This window comes from Scandinavium sp. (assembly GCF_032012665.1).
Classification (GTDB): domain Bacteria; phylum Pseudomonadota; class Gammaproteobacteria; order Enterobacterales; family Enterobacteriaceae; genus Scandinavium.
Genome location: NZ_DALZVG010000009.1, coordinates 118,052 through 133,135, shown reverse-complemented (window position 1 = coordinate 133,135; position 15,084 = coordinate 118,052). Strand labels below are relative to the sequence as shown.

Annotated in this window: 16 protein-coding genes; 11 read left to right on the top strand and 5 right to left on the bottom strand. The window is 56.4% G+C overall.

The features are described 5' to 3' along the window. From RTU33_RS10345 to nuoN, 6 genes are all read left to right on the top strand, one after another. Positions 1-174: NADH-quinone oxidoreductase subunit I (locus tag RTU33_RS10345; RefSeq protein WP_065336987.1), on the top strand; the 174-nt coding region annotated here is incomplete at its 5' end. An 11-nt stretch (positions 175-185) separates the two neighbouring features. Continuing rightward, the gene (nuoJ, locus tag RTU33_RS10340; RefSeq protein ID WP_312627131.1) at positions 186-737 is read left to right on the top strand and encodes an NADH-quinone oxidoreductase subunit J; all 552 of its coding nucleotides are present in this window, start codon (positions 186-188) and stop codon (positions 735-737) included. Then, entirely contained in the window at positions 734-1,036 is a 303-nt protein-coding gene (gene nuoK / locus RTU33_RS10335) for an NADH-quinone oxidoreductase subunit NuoK (protein WP_097161765.1), read from the top strand. Before nuoJ ends, nuoK begins: the two co-directional genes overlap by 4 nt. Continuing rightward, positions 1,033-2,874: an NADH-quinone oxidoreductase subunit L gene (gene nuoL / locus RTU33_RS10330; protein WP_312627128.1), complete on the top strand. Its 1,842-nt coding sequence runs from the start codon at positions 1,033-1,035 to the stop codon at positions 2,872-2,874. Before nuoK ends, nuoL begins: the two co-directional genes overlap by 4 nt. Before the next feature lie 27 nt (positions 2,875-2,901). Then, the gene (gene nuoM / locus RTU33_RS10325; RefSeq protein ID WP_312627126.1) at positions 2,902-4,431 is read left to right on the top strand and encodes an NADH-quinone oxidoreductase subunit M; all 1,530 of its coding nucleotides are present in this window, start codon (positions 2,902-2,904) and stop codon (positions 4,429-4,431) included. Positions 4,432-4,437: 6 nt separating this feature from the next. Further along, the gene (gene nuoN / locus RTU33_RS10320) at positions 4,438-5,895 is read left to right on the top strand and encodes an NADH-quinone oxidoreductase subunit NuoN (RefSeq protein ID WP_312627125.1); all 1,458 of its coding nucleotides are present in this window, start codon (positions 4,438-4,440) and stop codon (positions 5,893-5,895) included. Between the two features lie 131 nt (positions 5,896-6,026). On the opposite strand, the gene RTU33_RS10315 is transcribed toward nuoN, so the two are convergent. From RTU33_RS10315 to rnz, 5 genes are all read right to left on the bottom strand, one after another. Further along, entirely contained in the window at positions 6,027-6,965 is a 939-nt protein-coding gene (locus RTU33_RS10315) for an alpha/beta hydrolase (protein ID WP_312627124.1), read from the bottom strand. Between the two features lie 145 nt (positions 6,966-7,110). Next, the gene (locus RTU33_RS10310; RefSeq protein ID WP_312627122.1) at positions 7,111-7,449 is read right to left on the bottom strand and encodes a DUF1869 domain-containing protein; all 339 of its coding nucleotides are present in this window, start codon (positions 7,447-7,449) and stop codon (positions 7,111-7,113) included. 10 nt (positions 7,450-7,459) lie between these two features. Then, positions 7,460-7,792, bottom strand: a complete 333-nt coding sequence (locus tag RTU33_RS10305) for a DUF1971 domain-containing protein (RefSeq protein ID WP_312627120.1) — start codon at positions 7,790-7,792, stop codon at positions 7,460-7,462. 537 nt (positions 7,793-8,329) lie between these two features. Further along, the gene (locus tag RTU33_RS10300) at positions 8,330-9,334 is read right to left on the bottom strand and encodes a chemotaxis protein (protein WP_312627119.1); all 1,005 of its coding nucleotides are present in this window, start codon (positions 9,332-9,334) and stop codon (positions 8,330-8,332) included. Positions 9,335-9,397: 63 nt separating this feature from the next. Next, on the bottom strand, positions 9,398-10,318 hold the full coding sequence (rnz, locus tag RTU33_RS10295) for a ribonuclease Z (protein ID WP_312627118.1): 921 nt from the start codon (positions 10,316-10,318) through the stop codon (positions 9,398-9,400). 48 nt (positions 10,319-10,366) lie between these two features. On the opposite strand from rnz, the gene RTU33_RS10290 reads away from it, so the two are divergent. From RTU33_RS10290 to menH, 5 genes are all read left to right on the top strand, one after another. Beyond that, on the top strand, positions 10,367-10,825 hold the full coding sequence (locus RTU33_RS10290) for a GNAT family N-acetyltransferase (protein ID WP_312627116.1): 459 nt from the start codon (positions 10,367-10,369) through the stop codon (positions 10,823-10,825). A 46-nt stretch (positions 10,826-10,871) separates the two neighbouring features. After that, a complete protein-coding gene (gene elaB, locus RTU33_RS10285; RefSeq protein WP_312627114.1) occupies positions 10,872-11,177 on the top strand; it encodes a stress response protein ElaB in 306 nt (101 codons plus the stop codon). Between the two features lie 96 nt (positions 11,178-11,273). Next, complete coding sequence (gene menF, locus RTU33_RS10280) at positions 11,274-12,563, top strand: isochorismate synthase MenF (protein ID WP_312627113.1); 1,290 nt, start codon at positions 11,274-11,276, stop codon at positions 12,561-12,563. Between the two features lie 78 nt (positions 12,564-12,641). Then, a complete protein-coding gene (gene menD / locus RTU33_RS10275; protein WP_312627111.1) occupies positions 12,642-14,312 on the top strand; it encodes a 2-succinyl-5-enolpyruvyl-6-hydroxy-3-cyclohexene-1-carboxylic-acid synthase in 1,671 nt (556 codons plus the stop codon). Then, complete coding sequence (gene menH, locus RTU33_RS10270) at positions 14,309-15,070, top strand: 2-succinyl-6-hydroxy-2,4-cyclohexadiene-1-carboxylate synthase (protein ID WP_312627110.1); 762 nt, start codon at positions 14,309-14,311, stop codon at positions 15,068-15,070. The genes menD and menH overlap by 4 nt, the downstream gene beginning before the upstream one ends. The last annotated feature ends 14 nt before the right edge of the window (positions 15,071-15,084 follow it).

Below are 15,084 nucleotides of genomic sequence, written 5' to 3'. Positions count from 1 at the left end.
GAATACAAGCGTCAGGACCTGGTGTACGAGAAAGAGGATCTGCTGATTTCCGGTCCGGGCAAATACCCGGAATATAACTTCTACCGGATGGCGGGTATGGCAATCGACGGCAAAGATAAGGGCGAAGCAGAGAACGAAGCCAAGCCTATCGACGTCAAGAGCCTGTTACCGTAAGGAGAGGGGCAATGGAATTCGCATTTTACATTTGTGGTCTCGTCGCCATCCTGGCCACGCTACGGGTCATCACGCACACCAATCCGGTGCATGCGTTGCTGTACCTGATCATCTCCCTGCTGGCGATTGCCGGGGTGTTCTTCTCGCTCGGAGCGTATTTCGCCGGGGCGCTGGAGATCATTGTTTATGCCGGGGCGATCATGGTGCTGTTCGTGTTCGTAGTGATGATGCTGAACCTGGGCGGCGCCGAAATCGAACAGGAACGTCAGTGGCTGAAGCCGCAGGTCTGGATTGGGCCTGGCGTGCTGTCCGTGGTTCTGCTGGCGGTGATTGTTTACGGTATTTTGGGCGTGAGCGACCAGGGTATCGACGGCAACGCGATCAGCGCGAAGGAAGTGGGCGTTGCACTGTTCGGTCCGTACGTGCTGGCGGTGGAACTGGCTTCCATGCTGCTGCTGGCGGGCCTGGTTGTCGCCTTCCACGTTGGTCGTGAAGACCGCGTGGGTGAAGTCATCAGCAACCGTCCGAACGACAGCAAAAGAAAACCGGAGGAGCACGCATGATCCCCTTAACACATGGACTGATCCTCGCGGCGATCCTCTTCGTTCTCGGGCTGACCGGTCTGGTTATCCGCCGCAATCTGCTGTTTATGCTGATCGGGCTGGAAATCATGATTAACGCCGCCGCGCTGGCCTTCGTGGTTGCCGGTAGCTACTGGGGCCAGACCGACGGTCAGGTGATGTATATCCTCGCTATCAGCCTCGCGGCTGCGGAGGCGAGTATTGGCCTGGCGCTGCTGCTGCAGCTGCACCGTCGCCGCCAGAACCTGAACATCGATTCAGTAAGTGAGTTGCGTGGATGAACATGCTTGCCTTAACCGTCATTTTGCCATTGATTGGCTTCCTGCTGCTCGCCTTCTCTCGCGGGCGCTGGTCTGAGAATCTCTCCGCCACCATCGGTATGGGCTCTGTGGGCCTGGCCGCGCTGACCACCGTTTTCGTCGGCGTGGATTTCTTCGCCAACGGTAAACAGGCCGTCAGCGTGCCGCTGTGGAACTGGATGTCCGTCGGTGATTTCAACATCGGCTTCAATCTGGTGCTGGATGGCCTGTCGCTGACCATGCTCTCTGTGGTTACCGGCGTTGGCTTCCTGATCCACATGTTCGCTTCCTGGTACATGCGTGGGGAAGAGGGCTACTCCCGCTTCTTCGCCTACACCAACCTGTTCATTGCGAGCATGGTGGTGCTGGTGCTGGCGGATAACCTGCTGCTGATGTACCTGGGCTGGGAAGGCGTGGGCCTGTGCTCCTATCTGCTGATCGGTTTCTACTATACCGATCCGAAGAATGGCGCAGCAGCGATGAAAGCCTTCGTCGTGACCCGTGTGGGTGACGTGTTCCTCGCTTTCGCGCTGTTCATCCTCTACAACGAGCTGGGCACCCTGAACTTCCGTGAAATGGTCGAGCTGGCTCCGCAGCACTTCGAAGCCGGCAACAACATGTTGACCTGGGCAACGCTGATGCTGCTGGGTGGTGCGGTCGGTAAATCGGCTCAGCTGCCGTTGCAGACGTGGCTTGCGGACGCAATGGCCGGTCCAACTCCGGTTTCTGCGCTGATCCACGCCGCAACCATGGTGACCGCGGGCGTCTACCTGATTGCCCGTACTCACGGCCTGTTCCTGATGACCCCGGAAATTCTGCATCTGGTGGGTATTGTTGGTGCGGTTACGCTGGTGATGGCAGGCTTTGCCGCACTGGTTCAGACCGACATCAAACGTGTACTCGCTTACTCCACCATGAGCCAGATTGGCTACATGTTCCTGGCGCTCGGCGTTCAGGCATGGGATGCAGCGATTTTCCATCTGATGACCCACGCGTTCTTCAAAGCGCTGCTGTTCCTCTCGTCCGGTTCGGTCATTCTGGCCTGCCACCACGAGCAGAACATCTTCAAAATGGGTGGCCTGCGTAAGTCAATTCCGCTGGTGTATGTCTGCTTCCTGGTCGGTGGTGCTGCGCTGTCCGCGCTGCCGCTGATTACCGCAGGCTTCTTCAGTAAGGATGAGATCCTGGCAGGTGCGATGGCCAACGGTCACATCAACCTGATGATCGCCGGTCTGGTGGGCGCGTTCATGACGTCGCTCTATACCTTCCGCATGATCTTCATCGTGTTCCACGGCAAAGAGCAGATCCACGCGCACGCAGGGAAGGGGATTACCCATCACCTGCCGCTTATCGTGCTGCTCGTTCTGTCCACCTTTGTTGGCGCCATGATTGTTCCGCCACTGCAGGGTGTACTGCCGCAGACAACTGAACTGGAACACAGCCACGTCCTGACTCTGGAAATCACCTCCGGCGTTGTGGCGATTGCCGGCATCCTGATTGCCGCCTGGCTGTGGCTGGGTAAACGTACGCTGGTCACCGCGATTGCCAACAGCGCGCCGGGCCGTCTGCTCGGAACCTGGTGGTACAACGCCTGGGGCTTCGACTGGCTGTACGATAATATTTTCGTCAAACCGTACCTGGGCATTGCGTGGCTGCTGAAACGCGATCCGCTGAACAGTCTGATGAATCTCCCGGCCATTCTTTCCCGCTTCGCAGGCAAAGGTCTGCTGGTGAGCGAGAACGGTTACCTGCGCTGGTATGTGGCATCCATGAGCATTGGCGCGGTGGTTGTTCTCGCGCTGCTGATGGTTTTGCGTTGAGTTGACAGAAAAGGAATATAGATCGCCATGTTATTACCCTGGCTAATACTAATCCCGTTTATCGGCGGCTTCTTATGCTGGCAGACCGAGCGCTTCGGCGTGAAGGTGCCGCGCTGGATTGCGCTGATCACCATGGGACTGACGCTGGCCCTGTCCCTGCAGCTGTGGCTGCAGGGCGGCTACTTGCTGACGCAATCCGCTGGCATTCCGCAATGGCAGTCTGAGTTCATTCTGCCGTGGATCCCACGCTTTGGTATCACCGTTCACCTCGCCATTGACGGCCTGTCGCTGCTGATGGTTGTGCTGACCGGCCTGCTCGGCGTGCTGGCGGTACTCTGCTCCTGGCAGGAAATTCAGAAATATCAGGGCTTCTTCCACCTCAACCTGATGTGGATCCTGGGTGGCGTTATCGGCGTGTTCCTCGCCATCGACATGTTCCTGTTCTTCTTCTTCTGGGAAATGATGCTGGTGCCGATGTACTTCCTGATCGCGCTGTGGGGCCACAAGGCTTCCGACGGTAAAACGCGTATCACGGCGGCCACCAAGTTCTTCATCTACACCCAGGCGAGCGGTCTGGTGATGTTGATTGCCATCCTGGCGCTGGTGTTCGTGCACTACAGCGCGACCGGCGTGTGGACCTTCAACTACGAGCAGCTGCTGAAAACGCCGATGGCCCACAACGTGGAATATCTGCTGATGCTCGGCTTCTTCATCGCCTTCGCGGTGAAAATGCCGGTAGTACCGCTGCATGGCTGGCTGCCGGATGCGCACTCTCAGGCACCAACGGCAGGTTCCGTTGACCTCGCGGGCATCTTGCTGAAAACCGCGGCCTACGGTCTGCTGCGCTTCGCGCTGCCGCTGTTCCCGAACGCGTCTGCTGAATTTGCGCCAATCGCAATGTGGCTCGGCGTGATCGGTATCTTCTACGGCGCGTGGATGGCCTTCACCCAGTACGACATCAAGCGTCTGATCGCTTACACCTCTGTTTCGCACATGGGCTTCGTGCTGATTGCGATTTACACCGGCAGCCAGCTGGCGTACCAGGGCGCGGTGATTCAGATGATTGCGCACGGTTTGTCCGCGGCGGGTCTGTTCATTCTGTGTGGTCAGCTGTACGAACGTCTGCACACGCGTGATATGCGCATGATGGGCGGCCTGTGGAGCAAAATTAAATGGCTGCCAGCGCTGTCTATGTTCTTCGCTGTGGCAACCCTCGGTATGCCGGGCACCGGTAACTTCGTTGGTGAATTCATGATTCTGTTCGGCAGCTTCCACGTCGTGCCGGTCATTACCGTGATTTCCACCTTCGGTCTGGTGTTTGCTTCCGTCTACTCGCTGGCGATGCTGCATCGTGCTTACTTCGGTAAAGCGAAAAGCGAAATTGCGGCCAAAGAACTGCCAGGGATGTCGCTGCGCGAGCTGTTTATCATCCTGCTGCTAGTGGTGCTGCTGGTTCTGCTCGGGTTCTACCCGCAGCCGATTCTCGACACCTCACACGCTGCGATGGGCAATATTCAGCAGTGGTTTGTTAATTCTGTTACTACTACAAGGCCGTAAATCGCCATGACAATAACTCCACAACAACTGATCGCACTGCTACCGCTGCTGATCGTCGGCTTGACGGTGGTGGTTGTGATGCTCTCCATTGCGTGGCGACGCAATCATTTCCTCAATGCCACGCTAGCGGTTGTCGGCCTCAACGTCGCGCTGCTGTCGCTTTGGTTTGTCGGTCACGTTGGCGCGATGGACGTCACGCCGCTGATGCGCGTTGATGGCTACGCCATGCTTTACACCGGGCTGGTGCTGCTGGCGAGTCTCGCCACCTGTACCTTTGCCTATCCGTGGCTCGAAGGCTATTACGACAACAAAGAAGAGTTCTACCTGCTGGTGCTGATTGCCGCGCTGGGTGGCATTCTGTTGGCGAACGCCAACCATATGGCTGCGCTGTTCCTTGGTATCGAGCTTATCTCGCTGCCGCTGTTCGGCCTGATTGGTTATGCCTACCGCCAGAAACGCTCGCTGGAAGCCAGCATCAAATACACCATTCTGTCTGCCGCAGCCTCTTCATTTCTGCTGTTCGGTATGGCGCTGGTGTATGCGAACTCCGGTAGCCTGTCGTTCCTGGCACTGGGCAAAGCGCTTGCGGACAATATGCTGCATGAGCCGCTGCTGCTGGCGGGTCTGGGCCTGATGATTGTTGGCCTCGGCTTCAAGCTCTCTCTGGTTCCGTTCCACCTGTGGACGCCAGACGTGTATCAGGGCGCGCCTGCGCCGGTCTCCACCTTCCTGGCGACCGCGAGCAAAATCGCTATCTTTGGCGTCGTAATGCGTCTGTTCCTGTACGCGCCAGTGGGCGACAGCGAAGCCGTTCGTGTGGTGCTGGGCATCATTGCCTTTGTGTCCATCATCTTCGGTAATCTGATGGCTCTGAGCCAGACCAATATCAAGCGTCTGCTCGGTTACTCCTCCATCTCTCACCTGGGTTATCTGCTGGTGGCGCTGATTGCGATGCACAGCGGCCAGATGTCCATGGAAACCGTTGGCGTGTACCTGGCCGGTTACCTGTTCAGCAGCCTTGGCGCGTTCGGTGTCGTCAGCCTGATGTCCAGCCCTTACCGTGGCCCGGATGCAGACTCTCTGTACTCTTACCGTGGTCTGTTCTGGCACCGTCCGATTCTGTCGGCGGTCATGACCGTGATGATGCTCTCCCTGGCGGGTATCCCGATGACGCTTGGCTTTATCGGTAAATTCTACGTGCTGGCCGTGGGCGTCCAGGCACACCTGTGGTGGCTGACTGCCGCGGTAGTTATCGGTTCCGCGATTGGTCTTTACTACTACCTGCGCGTAGCGGTGAGCCTGTATCTGGAAGCGCCGCAGCAGCTGAACCGTGATGCGCCGTCGAACTGGCAGTACAGCGCCGGTGGTATCGTGGTGCTGATTTCCGCGCTGCTGGTGCTGATCCTCGGTATCTATCCGCAGCCGCTGATTAGCATTGTTCAGCTCGCGATGCCGATGATGTAATCACGTGAAAGCCTGATAAAAGCCGCCGACTTGTTCGGCGGTTTTTTTTCGCCTGAACGAGAGACAATCGTGGAGGTATGCGCAGGAGGGAGTTCGGTGAAAAGGCAGTGACAGGAAAAGTCGCCAAATCCTCAAATTTCAAGCCAGGATTTGTAGCGTAAAGGCCATTCCATCGTTGGCGTCCCGGGTTTACCCATCCCAAAACCATGACCGCCCGACGAGTAACGGCACATATCCACAGGTACGTGCTCGTGCTGGCAAACCGCCGCCATAATTAATGTGTTATGTGGGTCTGAAATGGGGTCATCCTCCGCCTGTACTAAGAACATTGGCGGAGTATGCGGCGTAACAAAATTCTGTATCGACCATCGGGCATTTTCTTCATCCGTGGCATGGGATCCCACCAGAATGTTATGCGTTGAAGTATGAGTGTAAGGTTTTTCGAGGGTGATAATGGGATAAATCAGCGCTGCACGATCGGCATACGCAGGGGTTCTGTCCAGCGCATCTTGTTCAGGATAGGATTGAAAACCTGTTCGTGCTGCGGCCATACCTAACAGATGCCCACCCGCAGAAAAGCCCAGTAAGCTCACATGTTTTTCACCGCTACGTACAATGCGCAGAGCGCGTTGTGCGTCTTGCAGAGCCACCATGTTGCCATCGTGCCAGCCTTCCCGCGGCAACCTATAGGTCAACACATAGGCGGTGTAGCCAAGCCTGGTCAACCAAATTGCTGCGGGCCACGCTTCTTTCCCCATCTCCATACGTTTGTAGCCACCTCCGGCAGCCACCAGCACAGCCTGACCGTTTGGATGCCCGGGTTTAAATACCTGTAACGAAGGACGGGCAACATTACTCAGAGCGTCCCTGGCATTTAATAACTCGCCACCAGAAGGACCCCGGCCTCCAGGCGGTGTGCCTTTCCATAACGCAATTTTTTCGTACTGCGCCGAAGGCGGTTCAGCAATAAGATTATCTTGCTGTACTTTCTTTTGGTGAGCCAGTACGGAGCCCGCGCGTATCGTGACAATGGCAGCAGCCGCCCTTGCAATAAACTGACGACGATCCATGATATTTCCTCACCATTTAATTACGCTTATTACAGCATCAAAACGTGGATAAATATTGAGGATTTTATTTTGCCGCCGCAGCTTATTGTGCGTTGGGTTTTGCAATCAGTTGCGCTACTCAGTGCTGCCTGTCACAGAGAAAAGATCACCAGCCGCAGACGTTAACTTCTTCGTCGGTGTCGTAACCACGAACGATATTGATTAAATCCTTCACGGTGTCCGCCGCGATTGTCGCATCATGCAGTTCAGCCAGCGTAGCCAGGTTCTTATCGACGGAGACGCCATTATTATTGTTGGTGACCGTCACAATGAAGCCTTTGGGGGCATCTTCTTTGCTTGCCAGATTTTCAACCAGCTCGTTAAGCGCCTGCACGGCAATATCAGGGATATAGAGCGACATCGGTTTCAAATAAACTTTGGCCTGTTTCTCTTTACTGGCGTAGTTAACGACTTCAAGCGTGTAGCCTTTGTTTTCGATATCCATTACAGACTCCTTAATCTTCAGTAAGGATTTTCGGGTCAACATAAAAGTCGACGTTAAAAACAGTGTCTTCGGTCAGCGCCTCAATACGGTGCCATTTTTCTGGCGGGAAAACACCAAACTGACCCGCTTCGATAGTCAATGTTTCTACGGGATCCGGGCTGGTCTCATCCGCATAGCCCAAATAACGGATGCACCCCTGCATGACGCTCAGGCGAGGGTAGACACCCTGACGGGTGCCTTTGTCCAGATGTCGCTGCCAGATAGAGGCCGGTGCCGTTTCTTTTGTCCAGAGTGGGGTTGCTCTGACATGAACATAATGAGTAGGAATAATGATTCTTTCCAAAATTTATCCTCGGATTGTCAGGGTGATACCAGAAAGTTATATCCGTAACTATGCTACGCCTATTCCATTGTGTTGAAAGCGCTTTACAGGGAGAGTTAGGGGTAGCCGGGCGGTAACCCTAATGGGGTGGTCATCTCGTCAGCGGCTCATTATTTAATAATAAACAGGAAATGCGCGGGTTCCAGTTACCGTAAAAGAGATGCTACTTCTTTTCAGAATGGCCCCGCTATAAAAAGAGAAAGGGTCAGACGAGCGTGTACTCTCGTCATGGCCCCGTCGGCACTTAGTGCAGCTTCAGCTGTTGTCGAATCACGCAGTTGCTGCCGTCACCCGGCATCATCAGATGGGTTCTGAAGCGGTAAGCCCTTCATAAACTCGGGTGCTGTAATACTGTCTGCCCAGACCATCGGCTGGGCTTCAATCACAATGCCGTCTTTGGTGAAAAGGCCGGATACAGCGTTAAATTATATTAGTGCAACGTTCCGGAAAGCCGTTGGCTGGGTGATGGATGCCGGAGACAGGCACCCAACATCAACATTACACGGAATGCAGACGGCTAATCAGCGGCCCGTCTTCATGGCGCTCTGCGCGCTCCAGTACTTCTTTAATCACTGTCGAAAGTTGGTTAATTTCAAACTTTGCCACGTAACCATCGGCTTTGACTTTGCGGATATGGTCTTCGTTGGCATTCCCGGAGAGGGAGGAGTGGATCACCACCGGAATGGCCTTCAGGCGTGGGTCGGATTTGATCTTACGGGTCAGGGTAAAGCCGTCCATCTCCGGCATTTCGAGATCCGTCAGCACCAGCGCGATTTTATCGGTGACCGGGACGCCTTCCGTCTGTGCTTCTTTTGCCAGTTTTTCGATAGTGTCCCAGGCCTGTTGGCCGGTGACGTGCATCTTCGCCGGGATTTCCATGGCGTGCAGGCCTTTCTCCAGCATTGCACGCGCCACTTTTGAATCCTCAGCCACAATCGCCATTGCGCCAGGCTTAATGCTTTGCTTCGGCGCAGTCAGGCGAGTGGCATGCAGATCGTGATCGGCTGGCACGATGTCATACAGAATCTGCTCTACGTCGATCACCATCGCCAGGTTGTTGCTGTCCTTGTCGTTATCGAGGCAGGCGATACTGGTGATGTACTGGCCGTTTACGGCTTTTTCAGCCGTGTGTACCTGAGTCCAGTCGAGACGAATAATGTTTTCCACCGATTCGACAGCAAACGCCTGCACGCTGCGGGCATACTCGGTTATCAGCAAAATATTCAACCCGCTTTCTGCTTTACAGCCAAGTACGGAAGGCAGATCGATAACCGGGATAATCTGGTCACGAATGTTGACCATACCCATTACCGGGGCCTTAATGCCCGCGGGTTTTGTGAATGCAGGCATTGGAACGATTTCACGCAGTTTAAATACGTTAATGCCGAAGAGTTCTGCGTTGTCGCCTTCCGCCGACGCACCCAGGCGAAACAGCAGTAGCTCAAAGCGGTTAGACAGGGCCAGATTAGCCCTGTCGTCGATATCTTTCTGGAAATTGTCCATTTTGCCCTCAAAGTGAAGAGAATGCTGAGCCTTTACTTTGTTATCGGCATTTGCGGGCAAAAGTTAAGTCAGAGGGAACACGCTAAAGTCTTCTGCCAGTTCGCAGGCTGTAAATACGGCACGGCACTCAGCCAGCAGAAGCTGACAGCCTTGCCAGTCGTAGCGGGAGCTCACATGCGTGATGATGAGCTTGCCGACGTTAGCTTCGCGCGCCAGTTCCGCTGCCTGCACGGATGATGAATGCCCACGACTGTTGGCTTTTTCCGCCATCGCATGTTCGAGAGTAGTTTCATGCACCATTACGTCTACGTTTTTGGCGAGTTCCAGCGCCGCAGGGCAGGGAGCCGTATCGCCGAAAATGGCAAGTTTAATGCCCGGCGTGCTCGATCCGAGATAATCCTTTCCGTTGACGATGCGCCCGTCCGGCATCGTGACCGTCGCACCTTTTTTAAGCTGCTGGAAAAGCGGACCGGCTTTAATGCCGTCAGCCAGCAATCGTGCAGCATCAAGGGGACCTGGCTTATCATGCTGTTCGATGCGGTAACCGAAGCATTCGACCGGGTGACTGAGCGGATAAGCGGTCACGCGGAAAAAGCCGTCGTCAAAAACTTCACCCTCGCTGATTTCTTCAATCGTGAGCGGGTAGTCCGTCCAGGAACCGCTCAGACGCAGGGCGGTTTCAACAAATTCTTTGATGCCTTTTGGCCCGTAAATTGTGAGCGGTGAAGGATTACCCTGCATCGAACGGCTGCAGAGCAGCCCTGGCAGACCGAAAAGGTGATCGCCATGCAGGTGAGTGATAAAGATTTTATCGAGCTTGCCGGGGTGGTGGCTGGTTCGCAGAAACTGATGCTGGGTCCCTTCTCCGCAGTCGAACAGCCACATCTGCGACAGCGTCGGTTGTTGCAAATTAAGCACTATCGACGTCATATTACGGTGACGGGTCGGAACGCCTGCCGATGTCCCGAGAAAAATCAATTCCATAACGCATTTTCCTTCTTGGCCAGAACACAGAGTATAACGGAGCGCACAATGATCCAGTGGCACGATCTTCACCACAGCCAGTTAACCGTCCAACAACTGTACGCCTTGTTGCAGCTACGCTGTGAGGTCTTTGTCGTCGAGCAGGCCTGTCCGTACCAGGATGTAGACGGCGACGATCTTGTCGGCGAGAACCGGCACATCCTCGGCTGGCGCGACGGTAAGCTGGTGGCATATGCGAGGATTCTGAAAAGTGGCGATGAATTTGAGCCCGTAGTGATAGGCCGGGTGATTGTCAGCCAGGCCGTTCGCGGGGAAAAACTCGGCGTGAAGCTGATGGAGCAAACCCTCGCCAGCTGCGAGCAACACTGGCCGCAGAAGGCGCTGTATCTGGGGGCACAGGCGCATCTTCAGGCATTTTATGCCCACTTCGGTTTTACTCCCGTTACCGACGTCTATGACGAAGACGGCATTCCGCACATCGGTATGGCGCGGGAAGCAAGATCCTGAAGCATTGTCTATAGTTAGCGGACAGGTTTAACCATGGAGAAAACTGATGGCATATCGTTCTTATGAATCACACATTGATGATGACCTGGCCCTGCTGAGTGACACTCTGGAAGAGGTCTTAAGCTTTTCCGGCGATCCCGCTGACCAGAAGTATATCGAGCTTAAGCTGCGTGCCGAAAGAGCACTGCAGGACGTTCAGTCCCGCGTAAGTCAGGCTTCTGACACCTATTACTACCGGGCGAAACAGGCCGTGACCCGTGCCGATGACTACGTACACGAAAAACCCTGGCAAGGTATTGGCGTGGGTGCCGCCGTTGGGCTGGTGTTAGGGCTGCTGCTGGCACGGCGTTAGGCTGCAAACTGCAAAAATCCGCTCCCTCGTCATGGGTACTGCTTTTTTAGGGCAGTACCCTTTATAATGCATGGTTTATATCAAAGGGAGATTCGCGTGCATTCCATTACCGCTGCGCTGGAAGGCCTGCTGGCTTTTCTGACTGACGACTTACCTGATGCGCCCGGCTCGCGAATTTTTGACACTCCCTTCCCTCTGAATGACGCCTTTGACCCGCTGAGCTGGTTAAGCAGTCAGTCTGCTTTCCCCCAATTTTACTGGCAACACCGCAACGGTCAGGAAGAAGCGGCGGCGCTGGGCGCCGTCTGTCACTTTTCTTCTCTTTCTGATGCCGCTGACTGTTTGCAGGAAGCCCAGGCCGATCTGCGAATCTGGGGGCTGAATGCCTTTGAACCTCGCGACGGGCAGCTGTTTCTTCCCCGGGTAGAGTGGCGTCGTCATGCGGGCAAAGCCTCGTTGCGGCTGACGCTCAGTAGTGACGTTTCCTTACGTGACGATGCCGCCGCGGCGCGGGAATTTTTGACCACTCTTCAGCCTTCACGTCCGCTGCCGTTGCTCAGCGGCGAGCTCAAAAATGAACGCCACTATCCCGATCGCGCAGGCTGGGTGCGTTTGATTCAAACGGCCACCGAGACAATCGCCAACGGCGTGCTGGACAAAGTTGTTCTCGCTCGCGCCACCGATTTACGTTTCGCTGCGCCCCTGCATGCGGGGGCGATGATGGCGGCCAGCCGCCGCGTGAACCTCAACTGCTACCATTTCCTGATGGCCTTTGACGCGCAAAACGCCTTTCTTGGCTCCACGCCGGAGAGACTCTGGCAGCGGCAGGGCACCCAGCTTCTCACGGAGGCGCTGGCGGGCACCGTAGCCAGCCATCCAGACGACAAGCAGGCAGATCATCTGGCAGATTGGCTCATGCAGGATGACAAAAATCAGCGGGAAAACCTGCTGGTCGTTGAGGACATCTGCCAGCGTCTCCAGCAGGACGTCAGCGCGCTGGAGGTGCTGCCGCCGCAGGTGGTTCGCCTGCGTAAGGTCCAGCATCTGCGCCGTCGCATTCAGGCCGAACTCCAGGCGCCGGACGACGCGCGCTGCCTGGTCCAGCTACAGCCTACTGCCGCCGTGGCTGGGTTGCCGCGTGAGCAGGCGCGGCAGTTTCTCGAACAGCATGAGCCCTTTACGCGTGAGTGGTATGCGGGCTCTGCCGGGTATCTTAGCCTGCACCAGAGCGAATTTTGCGTTGCGCTGCGCTCTGCAAAAGTGAGTGGCGACGTCGTTCGGCTGTACGCCGGGGCGGGAATTGTTCGCGGATCGGACCCTGAGCAGGAGTGGCAGGAGATCACGCAAAAAGCGGCGGGGTTACGATCGCTGCTGCTGCCTGAATAACAGATAACCGACGCATATCAATAACCTGTCGTCATCGCTCATCTATAATTATTTGCAAAATTGATACCGGACAATCTCATGTCAGTAAGCGCATTTAACCGACGCTGGGCGGCGGTGATCCTCGAAGCTTTAACCCGCCACGGCGTGCAGCACGTCTGTATTGCGCCGGGTTCGCGTTCCACGCCGTTGACGCTGGCGGCGGCAGAAAATCGCGCACTGATTGCTCACACCCATTTTGACGAGCGTGGCCTGGGTCACCTGGCGCTGGGGCTGGCAAAAAGCAGCCGACAGCCCGTGGCGGTGATCGTCACCTCCGGTACGGCGGTTGCGAATCTCTATCCTGCGCTGATTGAAGCGGGTCTGACCGGTGAAAAACTGATCCTGCTGACGGCGGACAGGCCGCCGGAGCTTATCGACTGCGGCGCCAATCAGGCGATTCGCCAGCCGGGCATGTTCAGCTCTCATCCTTCTCAAACCCTTTCTTTGCCGCGCCCGAGCCAGGATATTCCCGCCCGCTGGCTGGTGTCGTCGATTGATAATGCGCTGGGGCAGCTGCACGGCGGTGGTGTACACATCAACTGTCCTTTCGCGGAGCCGCTATATGGCGAAATGGACGAAACCGGGCTTGAGTGGCAGCGGGCGCTTGGCAACTGGTGGCAGAGCGACAAACCCTGGCTGCGCGAAGGCCTGCTGCTGGAAAGCGAAAAGCAGCGCGACTGGTTCTTCTGGCGGCAAAAGCGCGGCGTTGTCGTGGCCGGGCGCATGAGCGCGGCGGAAGGTAAAAAGGTGGCCGAGTGGGCGAAAACCCTCGGCTGGCCGCTGATTGGCGACGTGCTGTCGCAAACCGGGCAGCCGCTGCCGTGTGCGGATTTATGGCTGGGCAATGCCAAAGCGGTCAGCGAACTGGCTCAGGCGCAGATTGTCATCCAGTTCGGCAGCAGCCTGACGGGCAAGCGCCTCCTGCAATGGCAGGCTACCTGCGAGCCGGATGAATACTGGCTGGTGGATAATCTCCCTGGCAGGCTGGATCCGGCTCATCATCGCGGGCGCAGGCTGGTCTGCGAAATAGATAAATGGCTCGACCAGCACCCGGCGGAGCACCGTCAGGGCTGGAGTGTGGCTATCCCGCGGCTTTCAGAGCAGGCGTGGAAAATGACGGTGGCGCAGCGCGAAACCTTCGGTGAAGCGCAGCTTGCGCACCGCATCAGTGACTATCTGCCGGAGCAAGGCCAGCTGTTCGTTGGCAACAGCCTGGTGGTGCGCCTGATTGACGCGCTGGGACAGCTTCCGGCGGGTTATCCGGTGTACAGCAACCGTGGTGCCAGCGGCATCGACGGGCTGATTTCCACCGCCGCTGGCGTACAGCGCGGCAGCGCCAAATCCACACTCGCGATAGTGGGCGACCTCTCCGCGCTTTACGATCTCAACGGTCTGGCGCTGCTGCGGCAGGTTTCCGCGCCGCTGGTGCTGATTGTGGTGAACAACAACGGTGGACAGATTTTCTCCCTGTTGCCGACGCCCGCCGAAGAGCGCGAGCGCTTCTACCTGATGCCGCAAAACGTCAACTTCGGGCACGCGGCGAAGCTGTTTGGCCTGCGCTATCACCGCCCCGAAAGCTGGGCTGAGCTGGAAGATGCCCTGAGCGGCGCGTGGCGACAGCCGGTGACGACGGTTATCGAACTGGTCGTCAATGACACAGACGGCGCGCAAACCCTGCAACATCTGCTCGCGCAGGTCAGCCAGCTATGACGCTAAACGCCGTTGCCCGTGAAGGTGAGAAAGAGCGGCCCTGGCTGGTTTTTCTGCACGGCTTTTCCGGCGATAACCGGGAGTGGCAAGCGGTCGGTGAATCGCTGAGTCAATTTCCCCGGTTGTATCTCGATTTGCCTGGCCATCACGGCAGCGCTGATGTTCCGGTGACGGGGTTTGACGATGTATCTTGGGAAATGCAGGAAACATTGGCAAGCTACAACGTTGCGGCGTGCTGGCTGATTGGCTATTCGTTGGGTGGCCGCGTGGCGATGTATGCTGCTTCTCAGGGAGCGTTGCCTGGCCTGAAAGGCATTATTGTTGAGGGCAGTCATCCCGGCCTTCAGGATGAGGAAGCCCGCAAAATGCGCCTGGCTTCCGATGTACAATGGGATAAACGTTTTCGCACCGAACCGCTCACCCGAGTTTTTGATGCCTGGTACCGCCAGCCGGTGTTTGCTTCGCTGAATGAAAGCCAGCGTCAGGCTCTGGTGGGGCTACGTGCCAGCAACAACGGTTCACGGCTGGCTGACATGCTGATGGCAACGTCGCTTGCGGTACAGCCAGATTTACGCGCGGCGCTAAGCCAGCGTGACTATGCTTTCTGGTACTTATGCGGCGAGCGCGATGCAAAATTCCGCGCCATTGCGCAGGAGCTGGCCGCGCCGTATCACCTTATTCCTCACGCCGGACATAACGCCCACCGGGAAAATCCCGCAGCGGTCGCACACTGTCTGGCACAGATTCTGAACGACTGACGACAGGACAAACT

Coding starts and splice junctions, on each gene's coding strand:
- elaB (WP_312627114.1), top strand. CDS start 10,872: ATGGCATATCGTTCTTATGAATCACACATTGATGATGACCTGGCCCTG.
- RTU33_RS10310 (WP_312627122.1), bottom strand. CDS start 7,449: ATGGATATCGAAAACAAAGGCTACACGCTTGAAGTCGTTAACTACGCC.
- nuoM (WP_312627126.1), top strand. CDS start 2,902: ATGTTATTACCCTGGCTAATACTAATCCCGTTTATCGGCGGCTTCTTA.
- nuoK (WP_097161765.1), top strand. CDS start 734: ATGATCCCCTTAACACATGGACTGATCCTCGCGGCGATCCTCTTCGTT.
- menH (WP_312627110.1), top strand. CDS start 14,309: ATGACGCTAAACGCCGTTGCCCGTGAAGGTGAGAAAGAGCGGCCCTGG.
- nuoN (WP_312627125.1), top strand. CDS start 4,438: ATGACAATAACTCCACAACAACTGATCGCACTGCTACCGCTGCTGATC.
- RTU33_RS10290 (WP_312627116.1), top strand. CDS start 10,367: ATGATCCAGTGGCACGATCTTCACCACAGCCAGTTAACCGTCCAACAA.
- nuoJ (WP_312627131.1), top strand. CDS start 186: ATGGAATTCGCATTTTACATTTGTGGTCTCGTCGCCATCCTGGCCACG.
- RTU33_RS10315 (WP_312627124.1), bottom strand. CDS start 6,965: ATGGATCGTCGTCAGTTTATTGCAAGGGCGGCTGCTGCCATTGTCACG.
- RTU33_RS10300 (WP_312627119.1), bottom strand. CDS start 9,334: ATGGACAATTTCCAGAAAGATATCGACGACAGGGCTAATCTGGCCCTG.
- nuoL (WP_312627128.1), top strand. CDS start 1,033: ATGAACATGCTTGCCTTAACCGTCATTTTGCCATTGATTGGCTTCCTG.
- rnz (WP_312627118.1), bottom strand. CDS start 10,318: ATGGAATTGATTTTTCTCGGGACATCGGCAGGCGTTCCGACCCGTCAC.
- menD (WP_312627111.1), top strand. CDS start 12,642: ATGTCAGTAAGCGCATTTAACCGACGCTGGGCGGCGGTGATCCTCGAA.